This window comes from Candidatus Arsenophonus nilaparvatae (assembly GCF_045346035.1).
Lineage (GTDB): Bacteria > Pseudomonadota > Gammaproteobacteria > Enterobacterales > Enterobacteriaceae > Arsenophonus > Arsenophonus nilaparvatae.
This window is the reverse complement of record NZ_CP158507.1, coordinates 2,507,082-2,525,938: the sequence shown is the minus strand read 5'-3', so window position 1 is coordinate 2,525,938 and position 18,857 is coordinate 2,507,082. Positions and strand designations below refer to the sequence as shown.

At 40.1% G+C, this 18,857-nt stretch carries 10 protein-coding genes and 3 pseudogenes; 7 read left to right on the top strand and 6 right to left on the bottom strand.

The annotated features are described in order from the left end of the window. Positions 1-43: 43 nt before the first annotated feature. Positions 44-592 (top strand): YcbK family protein, encoded by a 549-nt coding sequence (locus WH390_RS11810; protein ID WP_032116340.1) that lies wholly within the window; start codon positions 44-46, stop codon positions 590-592. Positions 593-642: 50 nt separating this feature from the next. Further along, positions 643-1,275, top strand: coding sequence for an MBL fold metallo-hydrolase (locus tag WH390_RS11805; RefSeq protein WP_032116341.1), 633 nt, complete (start codon positions 643-645; stop codon positions 1,273-1,275). Positions 1,276-1,376: 101 nt separating this feature from the next. On the opposite strand, the gene WH390_RS11800 is transcribed toward WH390_RS11805, so the two are convergent. The 4 genes from WH390_RS11800 to pncB form a co-directional block, all read right to left on the bottom strand. Further along, a complete protein-coding gene (locus WH390_RS11800) occupies positions 1,377-2,567 on the bottom strand; it encodes an amino acid aminotransferase (RefSeq protein ID WP_032116342.1) in 1,191 nt (396 codons plus the stop codon). Positions 2,568-2,813: 246 nt separating this feature from the next. After that, positions 2,814-3,938 (bottom strand): porin, encoded by a 1,125-nt coding sequence (locus tag WH390_RS11795; RefSeq protein ID WP_275451265.1) that lies wholly within the window; start codon positions 3,936-3,938, stop codon positions 2,814-2,816. Positions 3,939-4,244: 306 nt separating this feature from the next. Continuing rightward, the gene (gene asnS / locus WH390_RS11790) at positions 4,245-5,645 is read right to left on the bottom strand and encodes an asparagine--tRNA ligase (protein WP_032116343.1); all 1,401 of its coding nucleotides are present in this window, start codon (positions 5,643-5,645) and stop codon (positions 4,245-4,247) included. A 192-nt stretch (positions 5,646-5,837) separates the two neighbouring features. Further along, positions 5,838-7,067: a nicotinate phosphoribosyltransferase gene (gene pncB / locus WH390_RS11785; protein WP_052044954.1), complete on the bottom strand. Its 1,230-nt coding sequence runs from the start codon at positions 7,065-7,067 to the stop codon at positions 5,838-5,840. 336 nt (positions 7,068-7,403) lie between these two features. Between pncB and pepN the strand changes: the two genes are divergently transcribed. The 3 genes from pepN (at position 7,404) to WH390_RS11770 (ending at position 12,120) form a co-directional block, all read left to right on the top strand. Continuing rightward, on the top strand, positions 7,404-10,025 hold the full coding sequence (pepN, locus tag WH390_RS11780; RefSeq protein ID WP_032116344.1) for an aminopeptidase N: 2,622 nt from the start codon (positions 7,404-7,406) through the stop codon (positions 10,023-10,025). Positions 10,026-10,332: 307 nt separating this feature from the next. Next, on the top strand, positions 10,333-11,343 hold the full coding sequence (gene pyrD / locus WH390_RS11775) for a quinone-dependent dihydroorotate dehydrogenase (RefSeq protein ID WP_032116345.1): 1,011 nt from the start codon (positions 10,333-10,335) through the stop codon (positions 11,341-11,343). Positions 11,344-11,571: 228 nt separating this feature from the next. Continuing rightward, on the top strand, positions 11,572-12,120 hold the full coding sequence (locus WH390_RS11770; RefSeq protein WP_032116346.1) for a cell division protein ZapC: 549 nt from the start codon (positions 11,572-11,574) through the stop codon (positions 12,118-12,120). Positions 12,121-12,234: 114 nt separating this feature from the next. Here WH390_RS11770 and WH390_RS11765 read toward each other — a convergent pair whose 3' ends face one another. Then, complete coding sequence (locus WH390_RS11765) at positions 12,235-13,344, bottom strand: YcbX family protein (protein WP_032116347.1); 1,110 nt, start codon at positions 13,342-13,344, stop codon at positions 12,235-12,237. A 102-nt stretch (positions 13,345-13,446) separates the two neighbouring features. Here WH390_RS11765 and rlmKL point away from each other — a divergent pair. Continuing rightward, a pseudogene (gene rlmKL, locus WH390_RS11760) lies at positions 13,447-15,563 on the top strand (bifunctional 23S rRNA (guanine(2069)-N(7))-methyltransferase RlmK/23S rRNA (guanine(2445)-N(2))-methyltransferase RlmL). A 3-nt stretch (positions 15,564-15,566) separates the two neighbouring features. After that, positions 15,567-15,734, top strand: a pseudogene (locus WH390_RS11755) (ATP-binding cassette domain-containing protein); the annotation flags it as partial. Between the two features lie 11 nt (positions 15,735-15,745). On the opposite strand, the pseudogene WH390_RS11750 reads toward WH390_RS11755, so the two are convergent. After that, positions 15,746-18,713 (bottom strand): annotated as a pseudogene (locus WH390_RS11750) (Tn3 family transposase). Between the last annotated feature and the right edge of the window lie 144 nt (positions 18,714-18,857).

Genomic DNA, 18,857 nt, shown 5'->3' with positions numbered 1-18,857 from the left:
GTACATGTTGGTTATTTTTTATTTTTATTTGAGTTAAGTGGCTATGGACAATATTGATCAAAATCGACGAAAATGGTTAGGTTATGGCGCGATAACATTGGGTTTTAGCTTATTACCTAGGCATGCCTTTGCGGCATTAACAACCCCGCGACCCAAAATTCTTCGCTTTGAAAATCTTCATACTGGTGAGTTTCTTAAGACTGAGTTTTTTGATGGTCGTCGTTATAATAACGCTGAATTGACCCGCTTGAATCACTTATTCCGTGATCATCGTAATAATAAAATTAAAATTATTGATCCGAAATTATTTGATCAGATTTATTTGTTGCAAGTACTAATGGGAACCAATAAACCTGTTCAACTAGTTTCTGGCTATCGCTCAGTCGAAACCAATAATGCACTTCGACGTAAAAGTAGTGGGGTTGCTAAAAACAGCTATCATACCCATGGCCGAGCAATGGATTTTCATATCCAAGGGGTCGGACTTAACCATATTCGCAAAGCAGCATTAAAAATGCGAGCAGGCGGAGTGGGCTATTATCCTAATAGTAATTTTGTCCATATTGATACAGGACCGGTCAGAAAATGGTAAGCTATTAGATTATTAAATAAATTTTATTTAAATAATGGACTTATTACCATATGAAATTTGATATTATTCCTGTAACCGATTTTAAGCAGAATTGTACGCTAATTTGGGATGAAAAGAGCTTGGATGCCGTTATTGTTGATCCGGGTGGTGAAGTAGCAAAATTAATTGCAGAAATTACAAAGCGTTCATTAAATTTACAGTATATCTTATTAACCCATGGTCATTTTGATCATGTTGGTGGCTGTGCTGAGTTAGCAGCGCATTTCTCGGTGCCAATTTATGGTCCGCAAAAAGAAGATGAGTTTTTGATCAACGGATTGGCAATTCAAAGCCAAATGTTTGGTGTTGCGCAATGTCCGGACTTTACGCCAGATCGCTACTTGCAAGAGGGTGATGAAATTACTTTTGCTGACATTAAACTGGCTGTTCTACATTGCCCAGGCCATACGCCTGGACATATTATCTTTGTTAATCATGCAGATAAGCTAATTTCTATGGGAGATGTACTTTTCCAGGGTGGCGTTGGCCGCACTGATTTCCCTAAAGGTGATCATGCAACATTAATCCACTCAATTAAAACAAAAATTTTGCCCCTTGGTGATGATTATCAATTTATTCCTGGTCATGGGCCAATGTCTAATTTGGCGGCTGAACGGCAATTTAATCCCTTCTTACAAGGCTAGTTTTATTCAGTTACCACAATTTCGCCGTTAGGCTTTTAATAATGAAAACCGATTAGGGTATTGGCCTAATCGGTAACTGTCTGAATTAACAGTTTGTTTCTTTATAATACGTCAATGATAGCTTTGCATAAAGGAACCATATTCTCTAACGTTAAGCCAGCGACGTTAATACGACCTGAACTAATTGCATAGATAGCATGTTTTTCACGTAGCTGAGTTACTTGTTCTTCATTAAGGCCACTAAAAGAGAACATACCGTTTTGTTTACTAATAAAACTAAAATCTTGCTTAACGCCTTTTTCTTGTAATGTATTCACAAATAGCTGTCGCATACGTTGGATGCGCTGCCGCATGGTTGTCAGCTCTTCGATCCACTCTTTCTTTAGTAATTCATCGGATAAAATTGTGGTAACAATGGCTGCACCGTGGGCTGGGGGATTAGAATAGTTTGCGCGGATAATTGATTTTATTTGACTAAAGGCTCGCTCTGCTTGATCACTATTATTGGCAACAATTGTACAGGCACCAACTCGTTCATTATATAAGCCAAAATTTTTCGAGTAGGAACTGGCAATAATGATTTCAGGGTTTTTGTTGGTAAAAATACGTAAACCTTGCGCATCTTCGTCCAGGCCTTTAGCAAAACCTTGGTAGGCAAAATCAAAAACCGGCAATAAGTTTTTTTCAGCTGCCAGAGTAGACAAAATTTCCCATTGTTCTGGTGTTGGGTCGATACCGGTCGGGTTATGACAGCAACCATGTAGCAATAATACATCACCTGGTTTTGCATCTTCTAAGCTACTTAACATGCCAGCAAAATCCAGATTATGCTTTTCAGCATCATAGTAATTGTAATGACAACATGTCAGGCCAGCCGCTTTAAATACATTCTGGTGATTTGGCCAGGTTGGTTGGCTGATCCAGACGCGTTGGGCAGAGGTTTGTTTAGCAATAAATTCAGCAGCAATACGCAATGCACCGGTGCCACCTGGCGCCTGTGAAGTGCGAGCTCGATTTTCGGTAATTATTGGATGGTTGTTGCCAAACAGTAAGGTTTGAGTAACAGTGGCAAATTCGGCTATCCCGCTGATAGCAAGATAATTTTTAGTCACTTCGTTGTCTAACAGATATTTTTCTGCTTTTTTGACGGAAGAAAGAATGCGGGTTTTCCCTGACTCATCCTTGTAAACACCAATACCTAAATTGATTTTTTGTTTACGCGGATCAGCATTAAAACTCTCTGCTAAACCTAAAATAGGATCCGCAGGAGCAGCAATAATATTTTCCAACATATTTATAATTCCAATGACTCAATTGTGATTTGGTAATCGAGGGATCTCAGGTTAACGCGATGAAAATGATTTGCCAACACTCTGAGGTAAAAATAAGGCAAACTTGTGATATTAGATTCGGTTGATATTGTTTTGCCGGTAACAATATTTTACCAATTAACATAAATTGATAAAAAAACAGCGCTAAAGCGCTGTTTTTCGAATTTACGTTTTCACTTTTACTGTTAAACTACCGCTAAGCGATAATTAGAACTGGTAAACTAAACCTAAACCAACCAGGTTGTCTCTGCCAATACCATATTTATCAGCAAAGCCATTGTTGCCATTGATTAGGTTAATTTTGTAATCAACAACTGCGGTCAGGTTTTTGTTGAAATAGTAGAAAGCACCTAGAGAAACGTATTTCACTAAATCTTGCTTCTGCGAGTAGGCAGGATCAGTTAAATCTTTACCTTTAGACTGTACATAAGCAATAGATGGTTTCAGACCGATTTCGTCAAACAGATACTGACCAACCAATTCAAAGTTTTCAGTTTTGTTAGCGACGCGCGTCATGTCGTTACCGTTTACTGTTCTACCAAAACGGGTCATATTAAAGGTTTCGCCGTACATCGCTGCCAGATACAGGTTGTTGGCATCATATTTGATACCAGCGTTCCAGCCTTCCGCATTATTACCGCCAGCTTCACTAATGGTTTTCTGAGCGTCAGTCAGACCACGATTAGATTTGGCATAACCAGCACCCAATGTAACGCCCCAGCCGATATCGTAGTTAGCCGCTAAACCGAAACCGTCACCATTATTCTTCAGGAATTTATCGCTACCTGATTTATTGCTGTCAGTATTTTTGCCTTGATACTGTAAGGCGAAGTTCAAGCCATCGACCAGACCAAAGAAATCAGTACTACGGTAAGTTAACAGGTTACGGTTACGGCCAGTCAAGTAGCTGTCAGCCTGAGACATAGAGTCTGCACCATAAAGAGGCAGAACGTCAGTCCAAGCGTTGACATCATACAGAACGCCATAGTTGCGACCATAGTCGAATGAACCAAAGTCAGCAATTTTCAAACCGGCATAAGCTAGACGGTTTGTGTTTTCGTTCTCAGCTTCACTTCTGTTGGTTTTAGTTTCCCATTCGAAACGACCAAAACCAGTTAGCTGATCAGAGATTTGAGTATCACCTTTTATACCAAGACGAACACGCGAATCATCGCCTTCATCGCCACCACTGCTTTTGCCAAAGAAGTGACGAACGTCAACTTTACCGTATAGATCCAGCTTGTTGCCGTCTTTGTTATAGATTTCAGCTGCGTTTGCTGTACCAGCTAACAACGCCGGGATAACTATTGCAAGAATATTGCGCTTCATCATTATTATTACCCTCATTGGTGTTATTCGGACACCTGCCACTGCCAAAAATAAATTCCCAACCATTGGGAACTATCTTTAAGAGTTTAGTGTCGTCTCGTTTCTGCGTCCAGTGTTCCATTGGTAAATATTTTTATCTACCCTGAAAATGATACAAAAATACAATATATGTAACAAAAGGAAATAATGTATTTCAAAATGTAAATAAAAGGGAACTTTTTGCTATTTATCATAATTAAAAATAAAAAGGCCAGCGGTATACTGGCCAGTTATCATTATAATATTTATTCGTTTTTTAAGATTAAATATTTAAAAGCTTGCGTTACGTGGAGTACGAGGAAATGGAATGGTTTCACGAATATTTTGTACGCCAGTGACATAAGCGACCAGGCGTTCAAATCCGAGTCCAAATCCGGCGTGGGGTACGGTACCATAACGGCGCAGATCGCGATACCAGCTGTAATCTTGTTGGTTAAGTCCCATTTCTTCCATCCGGGCATCCAATTTATTCAATCGCTCTTCACGCTGAGAGCCACCAATAATTTCGCCAATACCTGGCGCTAATACATCCATGGCAGCAACAGTTTTATTGTCATCATTCAGACGCATATAAAAAGCTTTGATATCTTTTGGATAATTTTTGACCACTACGGGTGCTTTGAAATGTTGCTCAGCTAAATAACGTTCATGCTCAGAAGAGAGATCAATACCCCAAGCCACTGGATTTTCGAAGGATTGACCCGACTGTTCTAACACTTTAATCGCATCGCTATAGTCAACTTGAGCAAAATCCGAAGCAACAAATTTTTCCAACCGGTTGATGACGTCTTTATCGATCCGTTCGGCAAAGAAGGTTAAGTCATCATGGCGTTCTTGCAAAACCGCTTTGAAGACATATTTTAACATTTTCTCGGCCAGGCTGGCGATATCGTTCAAGTCGGCAAAAGCGACTTCAGGCTCAACCATCCAGAATTCAGCCAAATGGCGGCTGGTGTTAGAGTTTTCTGCGCGAAACGTTGGGCCAAAGGTATAAATTTTGCTTAATGCACAGGCATAAGCTTCGCCATTTAGCTGACCGGATACGGTTAGAAATGCTTCCCGACCAAAAAAGTCTTTATCAAAATTAATATCCCCTTCTTCTGTACGCGGAATATTCTGTAAATCTAATGTTGAAACGCGGAACATTTCACCGGCACCTTCGGTATCGGAGGCGGTGATAATGGGGGTTGAAACCCAAAGATAGCCTTCTTCATGAAAGAAACGATGAATAGCTTGGGCTAGCGTATTGCGAACACGGGCAACGGCGCCGATAAGATTGGTGCGTGGACGCAGATGTGCCACTTCACGTAAATATTCGACACTATGACGCTTAGCAGCCATTGGATAACTATCAGGATTTTCCACCATACCGACCACAACAACCTGAGTGGCAGATAATTCAAAATTTTGCCCTTGACCTTCTGATGACTTCACGATCCCGGTTACTTCAACCGAGCAACCGGTGGTCAGATGTAAAACTTCGGTTTCATAATTATCTAGTTCATTATTTACAATAGCCTGTAATGGATTAAAGCAGGAACCGTCATAGACGGCGAGGAACGAGAAACCGGCTTTTGAATCTCTCCTTGTACGTACCCAGCCACGAACGGTTACTTCTTCGCCTACCGCTACACGGCCTTGTAGTACTTCGACTACAGGCGCTATGTTCATAAAATACTCTCTTTTGATATTTAGTTGTTTAAAGTTGGTCCCGATTGGGGAAGGCCTTATGTTACTTGTCCTCGCGTAAGAAACAAGTAAAAATAGCAAGTTTAAAATGGGAATAACCAGATAAAAAGGCCTTTGTAATAAGAATTTAATTTATCCTGCTGCAACAATCGATAAAATAACTTGCCATAATAGTCAGTTAGGTTTGTTATCAATCGGCTTCGTTGTACTTGGGATATCAAAAGCTTTCTTTAAGCGAACAATAAATTCATCGTCATCACAGATGGTTTTTCCTGGGCTATCAGACAATTTAGCGACGGGTTTACCATTACATTCAACCAATTTAATCACAATATTAAGCGGTTTAACCTGAGGGATATTGCAGGTTAAACGGGTTCCAATACCAAAAATAAGATTGATACGTTTATAAAAATGTTTATAAAGGATCAATGCTTTTTGTAAATCAAGGTTATCTGAAAAAACCAGCGTTTTACTCATCGGATCGATAGCCAGCTTTTTATAATGACTAATTGCTTTTTCACCCCATTCTAATGGATCACCCGAGTCATGCCGTAATCCTTGATAACGATTGGCAAAGGTGATATCGAAGTCGCGCAGGAAAGCATCCATCGTAATACAGTCTGTTAGTGCAATGCCTAATTGATTGGGATACTCATCCAGCCAACTTTGCAGCGCCACGCGCTGGCTATTAGCGAGTTCAGCACTAATTTGCTGGTGAGCTTGAAACCACTCATGGGCTTGGGTGCCAACAGGTTTAAGCTGGAGTTGTTGGGCCAGCTTATAATTACTTGTACCGGTAAAATAAGGGAAATGGTTTTTGAGCTCATTGACAATAGCGTATTGCACCGCATGAGAGAAACGTCGGCGAGTACCAAAATCCATTAATTTGAAATTAGCTAAATTAATATTTTGTGTTTTTGCGTCTTGATAAAAATGCTTAATCAATTTATGTAACTGTTCAATGGCATCTTCGGTTGTTACATTGGGCGAGCGATCGCGATGGACCAGTTCGCTGATTAAGGCTAATAGAGGTACTTCCCAAAGAATAACCTCACGCCATGGACCACTAATTCTTAGCGCTAACTGATTTTCTTGCGTGGTATAAACATTAACCTGCGTCGGATTGAAGCGAAAATTCTTTAACCAATCGAGATAATCAGCTTTAAAAAAAGGCAGTCCACGCAGATAGCGGTATTCAGTTGGCGTTAATGCAATATTTGCCATTAAATCTATTTGTTGGCGTACAGCCTGAGCATAGTTACCAAGTCGTTCATCACTACGGCAACGAAATTCTGCTACAACCGATACTTGGTTATAGTGATGAAAGACGGCTTGTTGCATATGCAGTTTATAAGCATCAGTATCTAGCAGTGATGTAATGATAGGTGGTGCATTTAAATTCATAATGCGTTAGCTATCCTCGCGGAAGCATTACTCTCGACTTAAAGATAAAATATGCCAGAGTATACCTGTTGATGCTAGTAAGAGTGAAGGCCGTTCCATATATATTTCTGGCGTAGTTATAAAAAATTTTAATCATCTATTTGATATTATCAAATTATTTTTATATCGCAGAGTTTTTTGCAGCAATAAATAACATGTTAATAAAAGACCAAACGGATTGAATATTAATCATAGGTATGATTTATGATCAAAAGAAAGAGGTTTTAAGATATCATTATTGCCAAATAATTGACCATATTGAAACATAACAATAATTGATACAGGTAAAAATTTACTATGACGCAACAGCGACAAGAGAAATATCGTCAGGATTACCAGGTGCCTGATTACACCATTACCGATATTGAATTGGATTTTGTGCTTGATCCTGCAACCACCATTGTCACTGCCATTAGCCGAGTAAAACGATTAAATTCACAGGCTAATGTGTTGATACTCGATGGCGAAAACCTGATTTTGCACACTATTCATATTGATGATAAACCGTGGACAGCCTATCGTGAAGAGGCAGGAAAACTGATTATTGAATCAGTGCCTGATACTTTTGTTCTTAAGGTAGTTAATGAAATAAATCCGCTAAAAAATACTGCATTAGAAGGGCTTTATGTGTCAGCTGATGTTCTTTGCACTCAGTGTGAGGCAGAAGGTTTCCGTCATATTACCTATTATTTAGATAGGCCAGATGTATTAGCACGGTTTACAACTTGTATTATCGCCGATAAATCCCGCTATCCGTATTTGCTCTCCAATGGTAATCAGATTGACAAAGGAGAAACAAACGATGGCCGTCATTGGGTAAAATGGCAAGATCCTTTCCCTAAGCCAAGTTATCTTTTCGCCCTGGTAGCAGGTGATTTTGATGTTCTTTATGATAATTATGTTAGCCAAAGTGGCCGTAATGTTACGTTAGCACTTTTTGTCGATAAGGGTAACCTTGATCGGGCTGACTGGGCAATGGTCTCTTTGAAAAATGCCATGCGTTGGGATGAAACACGTTTTGGCTACGAATATGATTTAGATATCTATATGATAGTGGCCGTTGATTTCTTTAATATGGGAGCGATGGAAAATAAAGGACTCAATATTTTCAATGCCAAATATGTGTTGGCCAAAACAGAAACGGCAACGGATAAGGATTATCTGAATATTGAAGCGGTGATTGGTCATGAATATTTTCATAATTGGACGGGTAATCGTATTACTTGCCGAGATTGGTTTCAATTAAGTCTGAAGGAAGGGTTAACCGTTTTTCGCGATCAAGAATTTAGTTCTGATTTGGGTTCTCGTTCGGTAAATCGGATTGAAAATGTCAGGCTGATGCGCGCGCATCAATTTGCAGAAGATGCCAGTCCGATGGCGCATCCTATTCGTCCGGAAAAAGTAATAGAAATGAACAACTTCTACACTTTAACCGTTTATGAAAAAGGGGCGGAAGTTATTCGGATGTTGCACACGCTGTTAGGCGAAGAACAGTTTCAGGCGGGTATGAAACTCTATACCGCCCGCCATGATGGTAGTGCCGCAACCTGTGATGATTTCGTGCAAGCGATGCAAGACGCCTCTAAAATTGATTTGACTCTCTTTCGTCGTTGGTATAGCCAATCGGGTACACCTTTAGTGACGGTCAGAGATGAATATTTAGCGGAAAAACAGCAATATTTATTGCATATTAGTCAAATCACAGCACCAACGGCAGATCAAGCAGAAAAATTACCATTACATATACCGCTAGATATTGAGCTGTATGATACGCAAGGTAATGTAATTCCATTACAGCATAGTGGTCGTGCTGTGCATTCCGTGCTTAATGTGGTTAAGGCTGAGCAAACTTTTATTTTTGATCAGGTTAATTCGCCGCCAATACCTTCATTACTGCGTGAATTTTCCGCGCCGGTGAAATTGGATTATTCATACACTGATGAGCAATTAGCATTATTGATGCAATATGCCAGTAATGATTTTGCTCGTTGGGATGCTGCGCAATCACTACTATCGATTTATATTAAAGATAATGTCGTACGCCAACAGCAGCGGGAAGATTTAATATTGCCGCAGCATATTATTGACGCATTCAAATCTGTTTTACTTGATGAAGCCTGTGATCCGGCTTTAAAAGCGCAGCTATTTACTTTACCTTCAGAAAATGAAGTCGCTGAGTGGTTTGCTATCATCGATCCGATAGCTATCCATAATGTTATTAACTTTATTATCCAAAAATTTGCCAATGAAATGGCGGCTGAATTTGTTGCCGTTTATCATGCCAATAAAATGACCGAGTATCGAATCGATCATGGGGATATTGCCAAACGTTCTTTGCGAAATAGATGCTTATTTTATCTGGCTTTTGGCCATGATAAGCAACAAGCGGATAAGTATCTCACCGAGCAATATTATCAGGCTAATAATATGACTGACACGATGGCGGCTTTGAGTGCTGCGGTAGCGGCCCAATTACCGAATTGTCAACAGCTGATGGCAGAGTTTGAACAGCGTTGGCGTCATGATGGTTTGATAATGGATAAATGGTTTATGCTACAAGCCACCAGTCCAGCTAAAAATGTTTTGTCAACAGTACGTACTTTATTTACTCATCCGACATTTAGTATGGAGAATCCTAATCGAGTACGTGCCCTGATTGGAACTTTTGTTGCGCAGAATCCGACAGCGTTTCATGTTGAGGATGGTACTGGCTATCAGTTTTTAGTGGAAATGTTAATTATTTTAAATAGCAGCAATCCGCAGGTTGCTTCTCGTTTGATCGAGCCGTTGATTCGTCTAAGACGCTATGATGAAACACGTCAAAATCTGATGTATCAGGCGTTAACACAGTTAAAACAGTTAGATAATCTTTCCGCTGATCTATTTGAAAAAATTACTAAGGCGTTGAAAAACCAATAGCATTTTATTTTTCACTAGGTTACCAGCGTTTTCCTTCATAAAAACGATTACTTAAATAAGATATCCCTTTTTTTATAAGATTATCTGGGGGGGATATCTATCAGTTTGCTTTTACCTATTATTTTTAAAAACTTAAATGATAAAAAGCAGTGTCATATTAGGCATATTTAAATTATCATGATCATCTGTACATACCATTGAGATTTGCTGATAAATTTAGCAATAGACTGTTTTTCTAGAATAAAAAACGGTAAATGGTTTCTACGACTAAATAATTTACATTATCTATCAAAAAAAGGTACAGCTAATGTTTTATCCCCTTATCCGAAAGGCGCTATTTCGCTTAAATCCAGAGCAAGCTCATGAAATTACCTTCCGGCAGCTTAAATATATCATGCATTCGCCGCTAAAGTTTTTGATCCGGCAGTCGGTCAATTTTAAGCCAACGACTTGTATGGGATTGACATTTAAGAATCCATTGGGATTAGCGGCCGGTCTTGATAAAGATGGCGAATGTATTGATGCTTTTGGCGCGATGGGATTTGGTTTTGTAGAAATAGGGACGGTCACACCTCGCCCACAACCTGGTAATGAAAAACCTCGGCTGTTCCGCCTGGTTGAAGCTGAAGGGCTTATCAACCGCATGGGATTTAATAATCTAGGTGTTGATAACCTGGTTGAGAATGTTAAAAAAGCGAAGTACGACGGTATTATTGGGATTAACATTGGCAAAAATAAAGATACACCGATTGAACAAGGTAAAGACGATTATTTAATTTGCATGGAAAAAATTTATTCATATGCAGGTTATATTGCTGTCAATATTTCTTCACCTAATACGCCAGATTTAAGATTGTTACAATATGGTGAAGCATTGGATGATTTATTGCAGTCAATTAAAAATAAACAACACTTATTAGCACAACAATACCAAAAGTATGTTCCTGTGGTGGTAAAAATTGCGCCTGATTTAACCGAAAAAGAGATTATTCAAATTAGTGATAGCTTAATTCGCCACCAGATTGATGGCGTTGTGGCCACAAATACCACTTTAGATCGGAATTTAGTGAAAGGATTAAGATATTCAGAAGAAGCTGGTGGATTGAGCGGCCGACCTGTGCAATTGAAAAGCACTGAAATTGTGCGGTTGCTAACCAAGGAGTTAAAAGGACAGTTGCCAATCATGGCTGCTGGTGGAATTGATTCTTTGGTTGCAGCAAGAGAAAAATTGGCAGCAGGGGCATCATTGCTACAAGTTTATTCTGGATTTATTTATCACGGCCCTAAATTAATTAAAAATATTGTTAATTATATTTAATCTTAATTTAGGATTATAAAAGATTGACTGCTTTTTTATATCATTAATATTTATTTTGTAATCTGATAATTTATTAAATTCAGGCTTTTCTTTGAATATCTTTACGTAAAAACTCGAAATTTTTTCTATTATTTCTATTATTTATTTTATAGAAGTACTTTTTATCTTAATTTTAATTAGTATGGATTTTAAGCTTGTAAATAGTGTGATCAGATTGAGGGGTGATAAATGAAAATAAAACCCAATAATCAGTGGCGCTGGTATTACGATAATGAACATGAAAGGATGATGTTAGATTTGGCTAATGGAATGTTATTTCGTTCATGTTTTCCAGCAAAAATGTTGGTGGCATCTGCTTATGGAGAAATGACTTTTAATATTGATGATGCGGGGTTATATCATTGTATTGAAGAACAGCTGCAAAAATTATCACTTTCTGATGAGCATAGTGCGGAATTAATTTTAAATGCATTAGTTGCTTTTCGTTTTTTAAAGCCGCAGATGCCTAGAAGCTGGTATTTTTTGCCAGTAAATTGCCACGATGATTTGGTGTTGGGGGATGTTGTTCAGGTTCATATTGAAGATAGTGGACAGAAAGCATTGTTTTTAGTGGCAGAAGCAGGAAAATATGCCAGCTTATGTTTATTAATTGAGCCTAGATTAGTTTTGAAAGATCGGGTAATGAGATTTTGTGATCCGATTAAGATTATGAATAATCGCTTAATGATTTATCAACCATCAGCCAGTAGTTTAATATATGAAAGAGCTGTTTCATAAAAAAAATAACCTGAATTAATCAATATTCAAGGTTTATATAATAACTAATTTGTGCAGTATCTTTAAACCAACAGTAATATCCATCATTCATTGATGACGAATGATGGATAAGAATTAGCTTAATAGTAATTTAATATTTGTTTTGGGAATGCAACTACAACTCAGGATAACGCCATCTTCTTTGATTGCTGTTTTTGTCAATGGGATCACTTCACCTGCTATTAGTTTCATTTTACAACAACCACAAATGCCTGCTCGGCAAGAGTAGGGAATTTTTAAGCCATGCTTTTCCAATTGTTCCAAGATAACAATTTGGTTATTGGCTAAATATTCTGTGCCATTAACATCGATTAATAATGTGGTTTCTTTTTCTTGATTAATTATCTGAGGCTTAGTTGATTTTACCGTTTTATATTGTTTAGGTTGTTTTTTAGTTAAAATTTTCACCGTATCGCCAACGCGGATCAGACCGCTATTTTTGGCGATGGCATTTTGGCCAAAATCAATTTCTCCATGCTCATCAGTGCGGAAACTTTGTAGTGTTGTTAACGGTTCTCCAGTCGGGTGCTGTGAGCCATCATCAATATTTACTGTCGTCAAAATGCAGCGGCTACAAGGTTTGACAAGCTCGAAAACAACCTCACCGATTTGTATTGTGTGCCAACTATCTTCAGCAAAAGCCTCGGCACCAGTTATGATCAAATTGCCTCTAAATTGTTCTAACTTAATATCAGATGGGCATTGTTTTTGAAGCGCTTTAAATGAGGCTTGATTAATAACAAGATAAGGATAGCCATCAGCAAATGAGAGAGGGATAGCTGGAAATTTTTTTATTCGGCGGCTGGGTATTTTACCTAACCACCTTAATTGAACAGCAGAATTAAAATATTGCGACAGCCATTGATTAATCTTCGCTGGTGCGGCAAACGCGGTAAAATGATTGCCCCACACTTCAGTTGGTAAAGGATGGTTAATAAAGTCTTTATATAAAATAGTTGCTGTTTGCTTATCAGGTGCCTGTATTTGAATGCCATTTTCAAGTATTATTGGCTTAAATAACAGCATTTGTGGATATTGCCGCGCAGTAATAAACCCACCTTGATCATTGGTAACCATAAAATAGCGATCGAAAACCAGGCCACTATTTTCTGCATAAGCTTGTGACAAACGAATGCCTTTCATTGATTTAACTGGATGGATATAAAGACGAGATAACCGGATCATTCTTAACTCCTGTTTAAGCGCGATAATTTTGCTAGTAACTTTATGATATGTGCGCTGGGTTAGCTATAATGTGCAGCAATTTTTTATTCAGGTGACAACGATATGAGAGCTCTGTTTGCTACTACGGCATTTGGACTGGAAGAATTACTTAAAAGTGAACTGGAGGAATTAGGAGCAAAATATTGTCATATTGCTCAGGGTGGCGTGCATTTTCAAGTTGACGAACGTGGCATGTATTTGAGTCTGTTATGGAGTCGTTTAGCATCGAGGATTTTATTACCCTTAGCTAGCTGCCAGGTTTTTAATGATATGGATCTCTACCTTGCAGCACAGACAATTGATTGGCCGGATTTGTTTACCGTAAATGATACTTTTGCCGTTTATTTTAATGGAACTAACCAAGTTATCCGCAATAGCCAATATGGGGCTTTACGGGTGAAAGACGCTATTGTGGACAGCTTTACGCGTAAAATGAATAAACGGCCCAACATTGCCAAACAGCAACCCGATATACGGGTTAATGTCCATTTATATAAAGATAACGCCACCATATCGTTGGATTTAAGCGGTGATCCGCTCCATATCCGTGGATATCGTAGTTTAGTAGGGCAAGCGCCTATCAAAGAGAATTTAGCAGCTGCTATTGTTTTACGCTCAGGTTGGCAGCCTGGTTTGCCAATGGTCGATCCGATGTGTGGTTCCGGCACATTATTAATTGAAGCTGCAATGATGGCTTGTGATCGTGCACCTGGTTTAACGCGTCAATTTTGGGGATTTCAATGCTGGTCGGGTTATAATCCAACTCTTTGGGCTGCTGTAATTGCTGAAGCGGAAAAACGGTTTCAGACAGGGATCGAGCAAGCGACTGCGCTTTTCTATGGCTTAGATATTGATCGCCACATTTTGGAAATAGCCAAGAAGAATGCTAAACAAGCCGGTGTTCACTCTTTAATAAATTTCCAACCTGGTGATGCGGCTAAATTGGAGAATCCATTTACATTTGCTCAACAGGGGTTTATCACTAGCAATCCACCCTATGGTGAGCGTTTGGAAAGTGAACCTGCTTTAATCGCGCTTTACAGTCTCTTAGGCCGAGTATTAAAAAATCAGTTTCCAGGCTGGCGTTTATCGCTATTTAGTGGTTCGCCAGAACTATTAGCTTGCTTAGGGCTGCGAGCCGAACGTGAGTTTAAAGCCAAAAATGGACCGTTAAATTGCATTCAGAAAAATTATCTGTTATCCGCTAAAACGGTTGGCAGCCATAGCATGGTTGGCGAAGATTTTGCTAACAGGCTGAAAAAAATGAGAAAAAACTTAATAAATGGGCCAAACAACAGGGGATTGATTGTTATCGCATTTATGATGCTGACTTACCTGAATATAATGTTGCAGTTGATCGTTATGGCGAACATATTGTTATTCAAGAGTATGCACCGCCCAAGAGTATAGATAACCATAAAGCTAAACAACGCCTGTTTGATGTGATCAGTGCAACCATGCAGGTATTGGCATTAACTTCCAGCCAATTGGTGTTAAAAACACGCCAGCGCCAAGCCGGTAAGCAACAATATGAGAAATTATCCCAGCAGGGTAAGTTTTTATTAGTACGTGAGTATAATGCCCAATTATGGGTAAATTTGACCGATTATTTGGATACAGGATTGTTTTTAGATCATCGTTTGGTGCGTAAAATGTTAGCGAATATGAGTAAAGGAAAAGATTTCTTGAATCTGTTTGCTTACACGGCGTCGGCGTCGGTACATGCGGGTCTCGGTGGTGCTCGTTCAACCACTAGTGTTGATATGTCGCGTACCTATTTGGAATGGGCAGAAAAAAATTTACAGATCAATAAATTAACCGGTCAGCAGCATCGGCTTATTCAGGCTGATTGTTTAGCTTGGTTAGCGCAGACGACAGAAAAATTTGATTTGATTTTCATTGATCCACCCACTTTCTCCAATTCAAAACGAATGAATGCCACCTTTGATGTGCAACGTGATCATATCAACTTGATGATGCAGATTAAGCGCTTGCTGCGTCCCGGCGGTACAGTGGTATTTTCTAATAATAAGCGTGGTTTTAAAATGGATATGTCAGGCATTACTCAATTAGGATTAACTGCCAAGGAAATCACTCAGCAAACCATTTCACTTGATTTTACACGTAATCGCCAGATCCATAACTGCTGGTTGATTGGTCATGCAGATAAGGAAAAGTAATTTATGTCATTAATTAATATGTCATCTGCCTATCTGGCTTTTAGTGATGCGCCGTTATTAGATAATACAGAGTTGCATATTGAAGATAATGAAAGGGTTTGTTTGGTTGGCCGTAATGGTGCCGGCAAATCAACCCTAATGCGCGTATTGGGGTCCCCTCAGAAAACGGAAAAAATTGTACGCTAAGACCCGTTGAATCGACGTAATGCCCTGAATTTACTCGCTCCTACTTTAGAACTATTTTTCCAGACGTAATCCCCTGTCAAATTAATATGCTCCCATCCAAGAGGAGATAAATATTTTAGGTGTTCCTCCTCTACAAATTGTCCATGAGCACGTAATGAGTTGATCGCTCTCTCCAAGTAAACCGTATTCCACAATACGATGGCGGCAGTCACTAGATTAAGGCCGCTAGCCCGATAACGTTGCTGTTCAAAGCCCCGATCACGAATTTCACCTAATCGATTAAAAAACACTGCGCGAGATAATGCGTTACGAGCTTCTCCCTTATTCAATCCTGCCTGAACCCGACGGCGTAATTCAACACTTTGCAACCAATCCAGAATGAAAAGAGTTCGTTCAATACGACCCAACTCTCGCAAAGCGAAAGCCAACCCATTCTGACGCGGATAATTTCCTAATTTTCGTAACATCAGTGAAGCCGTAACTGTTCCTTGTTTGATTGACGTAGCCAATCGGAGAATTTCATCCCAGTGGACGCGTATCTGTTTTATATTCAATTTATCATTACTTATTAATGCATTAAGTGCACTATAGGCGTTATTACCCTTTGGAATAAATAATTTAGTGTCACCCAAATCACGAATACGGGGTGCAAAACGAAATCCCAGTAGATGCATCAGACCAAATACATGATCAGTGAAACCGGCTGTATCGGTGTAATGCTCATCAATTCGCAAATCTGATTCGTGGTACAATAGGCCATCCAGCACGTAAGTTGAATCGCGGATACCCACGTTGACAACCTTTGCACTAAAAGGCGCGTATTGGTCGGAGATATGGGTGTAAAAGTACGCCCTGGACTGCTTCCATACTTCGGATTGATATGTCCTGTGCTTTCTGCTTTGCTGCCTGTTCTGAAGTTTTGTCCATCCGAAGATGATGTCTTTCCATCACCCCAGTTACCAGCAAAGGGTTGACGAAATTGCGCGTTTACCAGTTCTGCCAACGCTGCACTGTAAGTGTCATCCCTGATATGCCAGGCTTGCAGCCAGGACAGTTTTGCGTAGGTTGTACCTGGGCAGGATTCGGCCATTTTTGTCAGACCCAGGTTAATTGCATCAGCTAGGATCGTCGTCATCAACAAATTTTTGTCCTTACTCATATCACCCGTCTTCAAGTGTGTAAAATGACGTGTGAAGCCAGTCCATTCATCGACCTCCATCAACAATTCGGTGATCTTGATATGTGGCAACAGTATGGCTGACTGGTCAATCAGAGTTTGTGCTGCATCCGGCACTGCAGCCTCCAGAGGTGTAATTTTCAAGCCAGAATCTGTAATGATGGCGTCTGGTAGGCTATGGGTGGCTGCCAGATGGTTGACTCTTGCCAACTGTGTTTCCAGCAATTCCAGCCGGTCACGTAGATACTGGTCGCAATCATGGGTCACTGCCAACGGTAATTCACTGGAAATTTTTAGGGTGGCGAATTTCTGGACCGATACTAAGTATTCGTCGAAATCCTTGAATTGACGAGACCCTTGTACCCACATGTCGCCTGAGCGAAGCGCGTTTTTTAACTCCGATAGAGCACATAATTCATAGTAACGTCGGTCAATACCTCCATCGCTCAAGACTAGCTTGGCCCACCGCGGCTTGATAAATTCGATAGGTGTATCCAGTGGCATTTTGCGAATGTTATTAGTGTTCATGCAACGTAGCACATTAATGGCATTGAGTAGACTTTTGGCTACCGGAGCTGCCCTTAGTTTGAGCACAGTAATAAATTCTGGTGCATAACGGCGTAGCATGGAATAACACTCGCCTATGTGATTCAGGAAGTCGAAATCAGCGGGTCCCGCCAATGTTTGTGCCTCTGTAACGCTGGCGGCGAAGGTGTCCCATGACATGATGGTCTCAATGGCGGCAAACGGATCACCACCGCTTTGCTTAGCTTCAATCAGCACTTGACCAATACGCCCATACATTCGCACCTTATCATTGATCGCTTTACCAGAGGCTTGGAACTGTTGCTGATGCTTGTTCTTGGCTGCATTGAACAGCTTACCAATAATGCGATCATGCAGGTCGATGATTTCATCAGTGACTGTGGCTATCCCCTCAATAGCCAGGGCCACCAATGTGGCATAACGCCGCTGCGACTGAAATTTTGCCAAATCAGAAGGTGTCATCTGACCCCCTTCTCGGGCTATCTTGAGTAAACGATTTTGGTGGATCTGCCGCTCAATACCGTCTGGGAGATCAATCGCCTGCCAGAACTTTAGGCGTTCAATATGCTCAAGCATATGACGTGAGTTTGGTTTGATAGGTGATTGACGTAACCAAGTCAACCACGTTATTTTACTCCTTCCTTAAGCTCTAGAAGGTTGTCAAGGCGCTGGCGATGACTGTTTTTGAGAGAGCCAGTCAATGCTTCGTAAATGTGCCGATTGGCGCGGGTGATAGCTTCAGCACATAGGCGATCGATAACGTCGACGGTTGGAATAATAATATGCCTGTGACGTAACGTATCAAGCATACTATTAGCCAGCACAATGCCCTTATCTGTCTGTAAGGCCAGCTCAGTCGTAGCCTGTAAAACCTGTCGGTAGTGTGTCAACCCGAAGGCCTCCATACCCAGATAAGCGCGCAACTCCAACATGTGCTCTCGGCGTGTAGTTCCCCGCTCAGCATACTGAGACCAGCAGGCCGTATTGATACCTAACTGGCTTCCGACCCATGCTAACAGCGATGTAGAAATAACAGTATCGGTCAATAGACCTTGACCAGGAAACCGCAGCAAACATAACTGGATAGCCATACCCAGTCGGTTGGTATCACCGCGTCGTTGTAGAATAAATGACAGATCAGCTTCAGTGAGTGTGTAATACCGGATCAATTCATCATCGGTATTAGGTTACACCATCAGGTTTTTCCGCTCGGTAGCGGACAACGTTGAACGGCGTGGCATATGCCTCCTTGTTCTTAAAAATGGTCGTTTTTGAGAATTGAATTTATCATTTTTTGCATGACGGATTATCTGGGCTTAGCGATTCTCGAAATCAATTATTGAAACTCTATTCTTAATTCCCTATGCTCTCAATGAGTTTTGATA

What these genes read in the sequence shown, in the direction of transcription:
- WH390_RS11810 (WP_032116340.1), top strand. Translation starts at nt 44, where the DNA reads ATGGACAATATTGATCAAAATCGACGAAAATGGTTAGGTTATGGCGCG.
- WH390_RS11805 (WP_032116341.1), top strand. Translation starts at nt 643, where the DNA reads ATGAAATTTGATATTATTCCTGTAACCGATTTTAAGCAGAATTGTACG.
- WH390_RS11800 (WP_032116342.1), bottom strand. Translation starts at nt 2,567, where the DNA reads ATGTTGGAAAATATTATTGCTGCTCCTGCGGATCCTATTTTAGGTTTA.
- WH390_RS11795 (WP_275451265.1), bottom strand. Translation starts at nt 3,938, where the DNA reads ATGATGAAGCGCAATATTCTTGCAATAGTTATCCCGGCGTTGTTAGCT.
- asnS (WP_032116343.1), bottom strand. Translation starts at nt 5,645, where the DNA reads ATGAACATAGCGCCTGTAGTCGAAGTACTACAAGGCCGTGTAGCGGTA.
- pncB (WP_052044954.1), bottom strand. Translation starts at nt 7,067, where the DNA reads ATGAATTTAAATGCACCACCTATCATTACATCACTGCTAGATACTGAT.
- pepN (WP_032116344.1), top strand. Translation starts at nt 7,404, where the DNA reads ATGACGCAACAGCGACAAGAGAAATATCGTCAGGATTACCAGGTGCCT.
- pyrD (WP_032116345.1), top strand. Translation starts at nt 10,333, where the DNA reads ATGTTTTATCCCCTTATCCGAAAGGCGCTATTTCGCTTAAATCCAGAG.
- WH390_RS11770 (WP_032116346.1), top strand. Translation starts at nt 11,572, where the DNA reads ATGAAAATAAAACCCAATAATCAGTGGCGCTGGTATTACGATAATGAA.
- WH390_RS11765 (WP_032116347.1), bottom strand. Translation starts at nt 13,344, where the DNA reads ATGATCCGGTTATCTCGTCTTTATATCCATCCAGTTAAATCAATGAAA.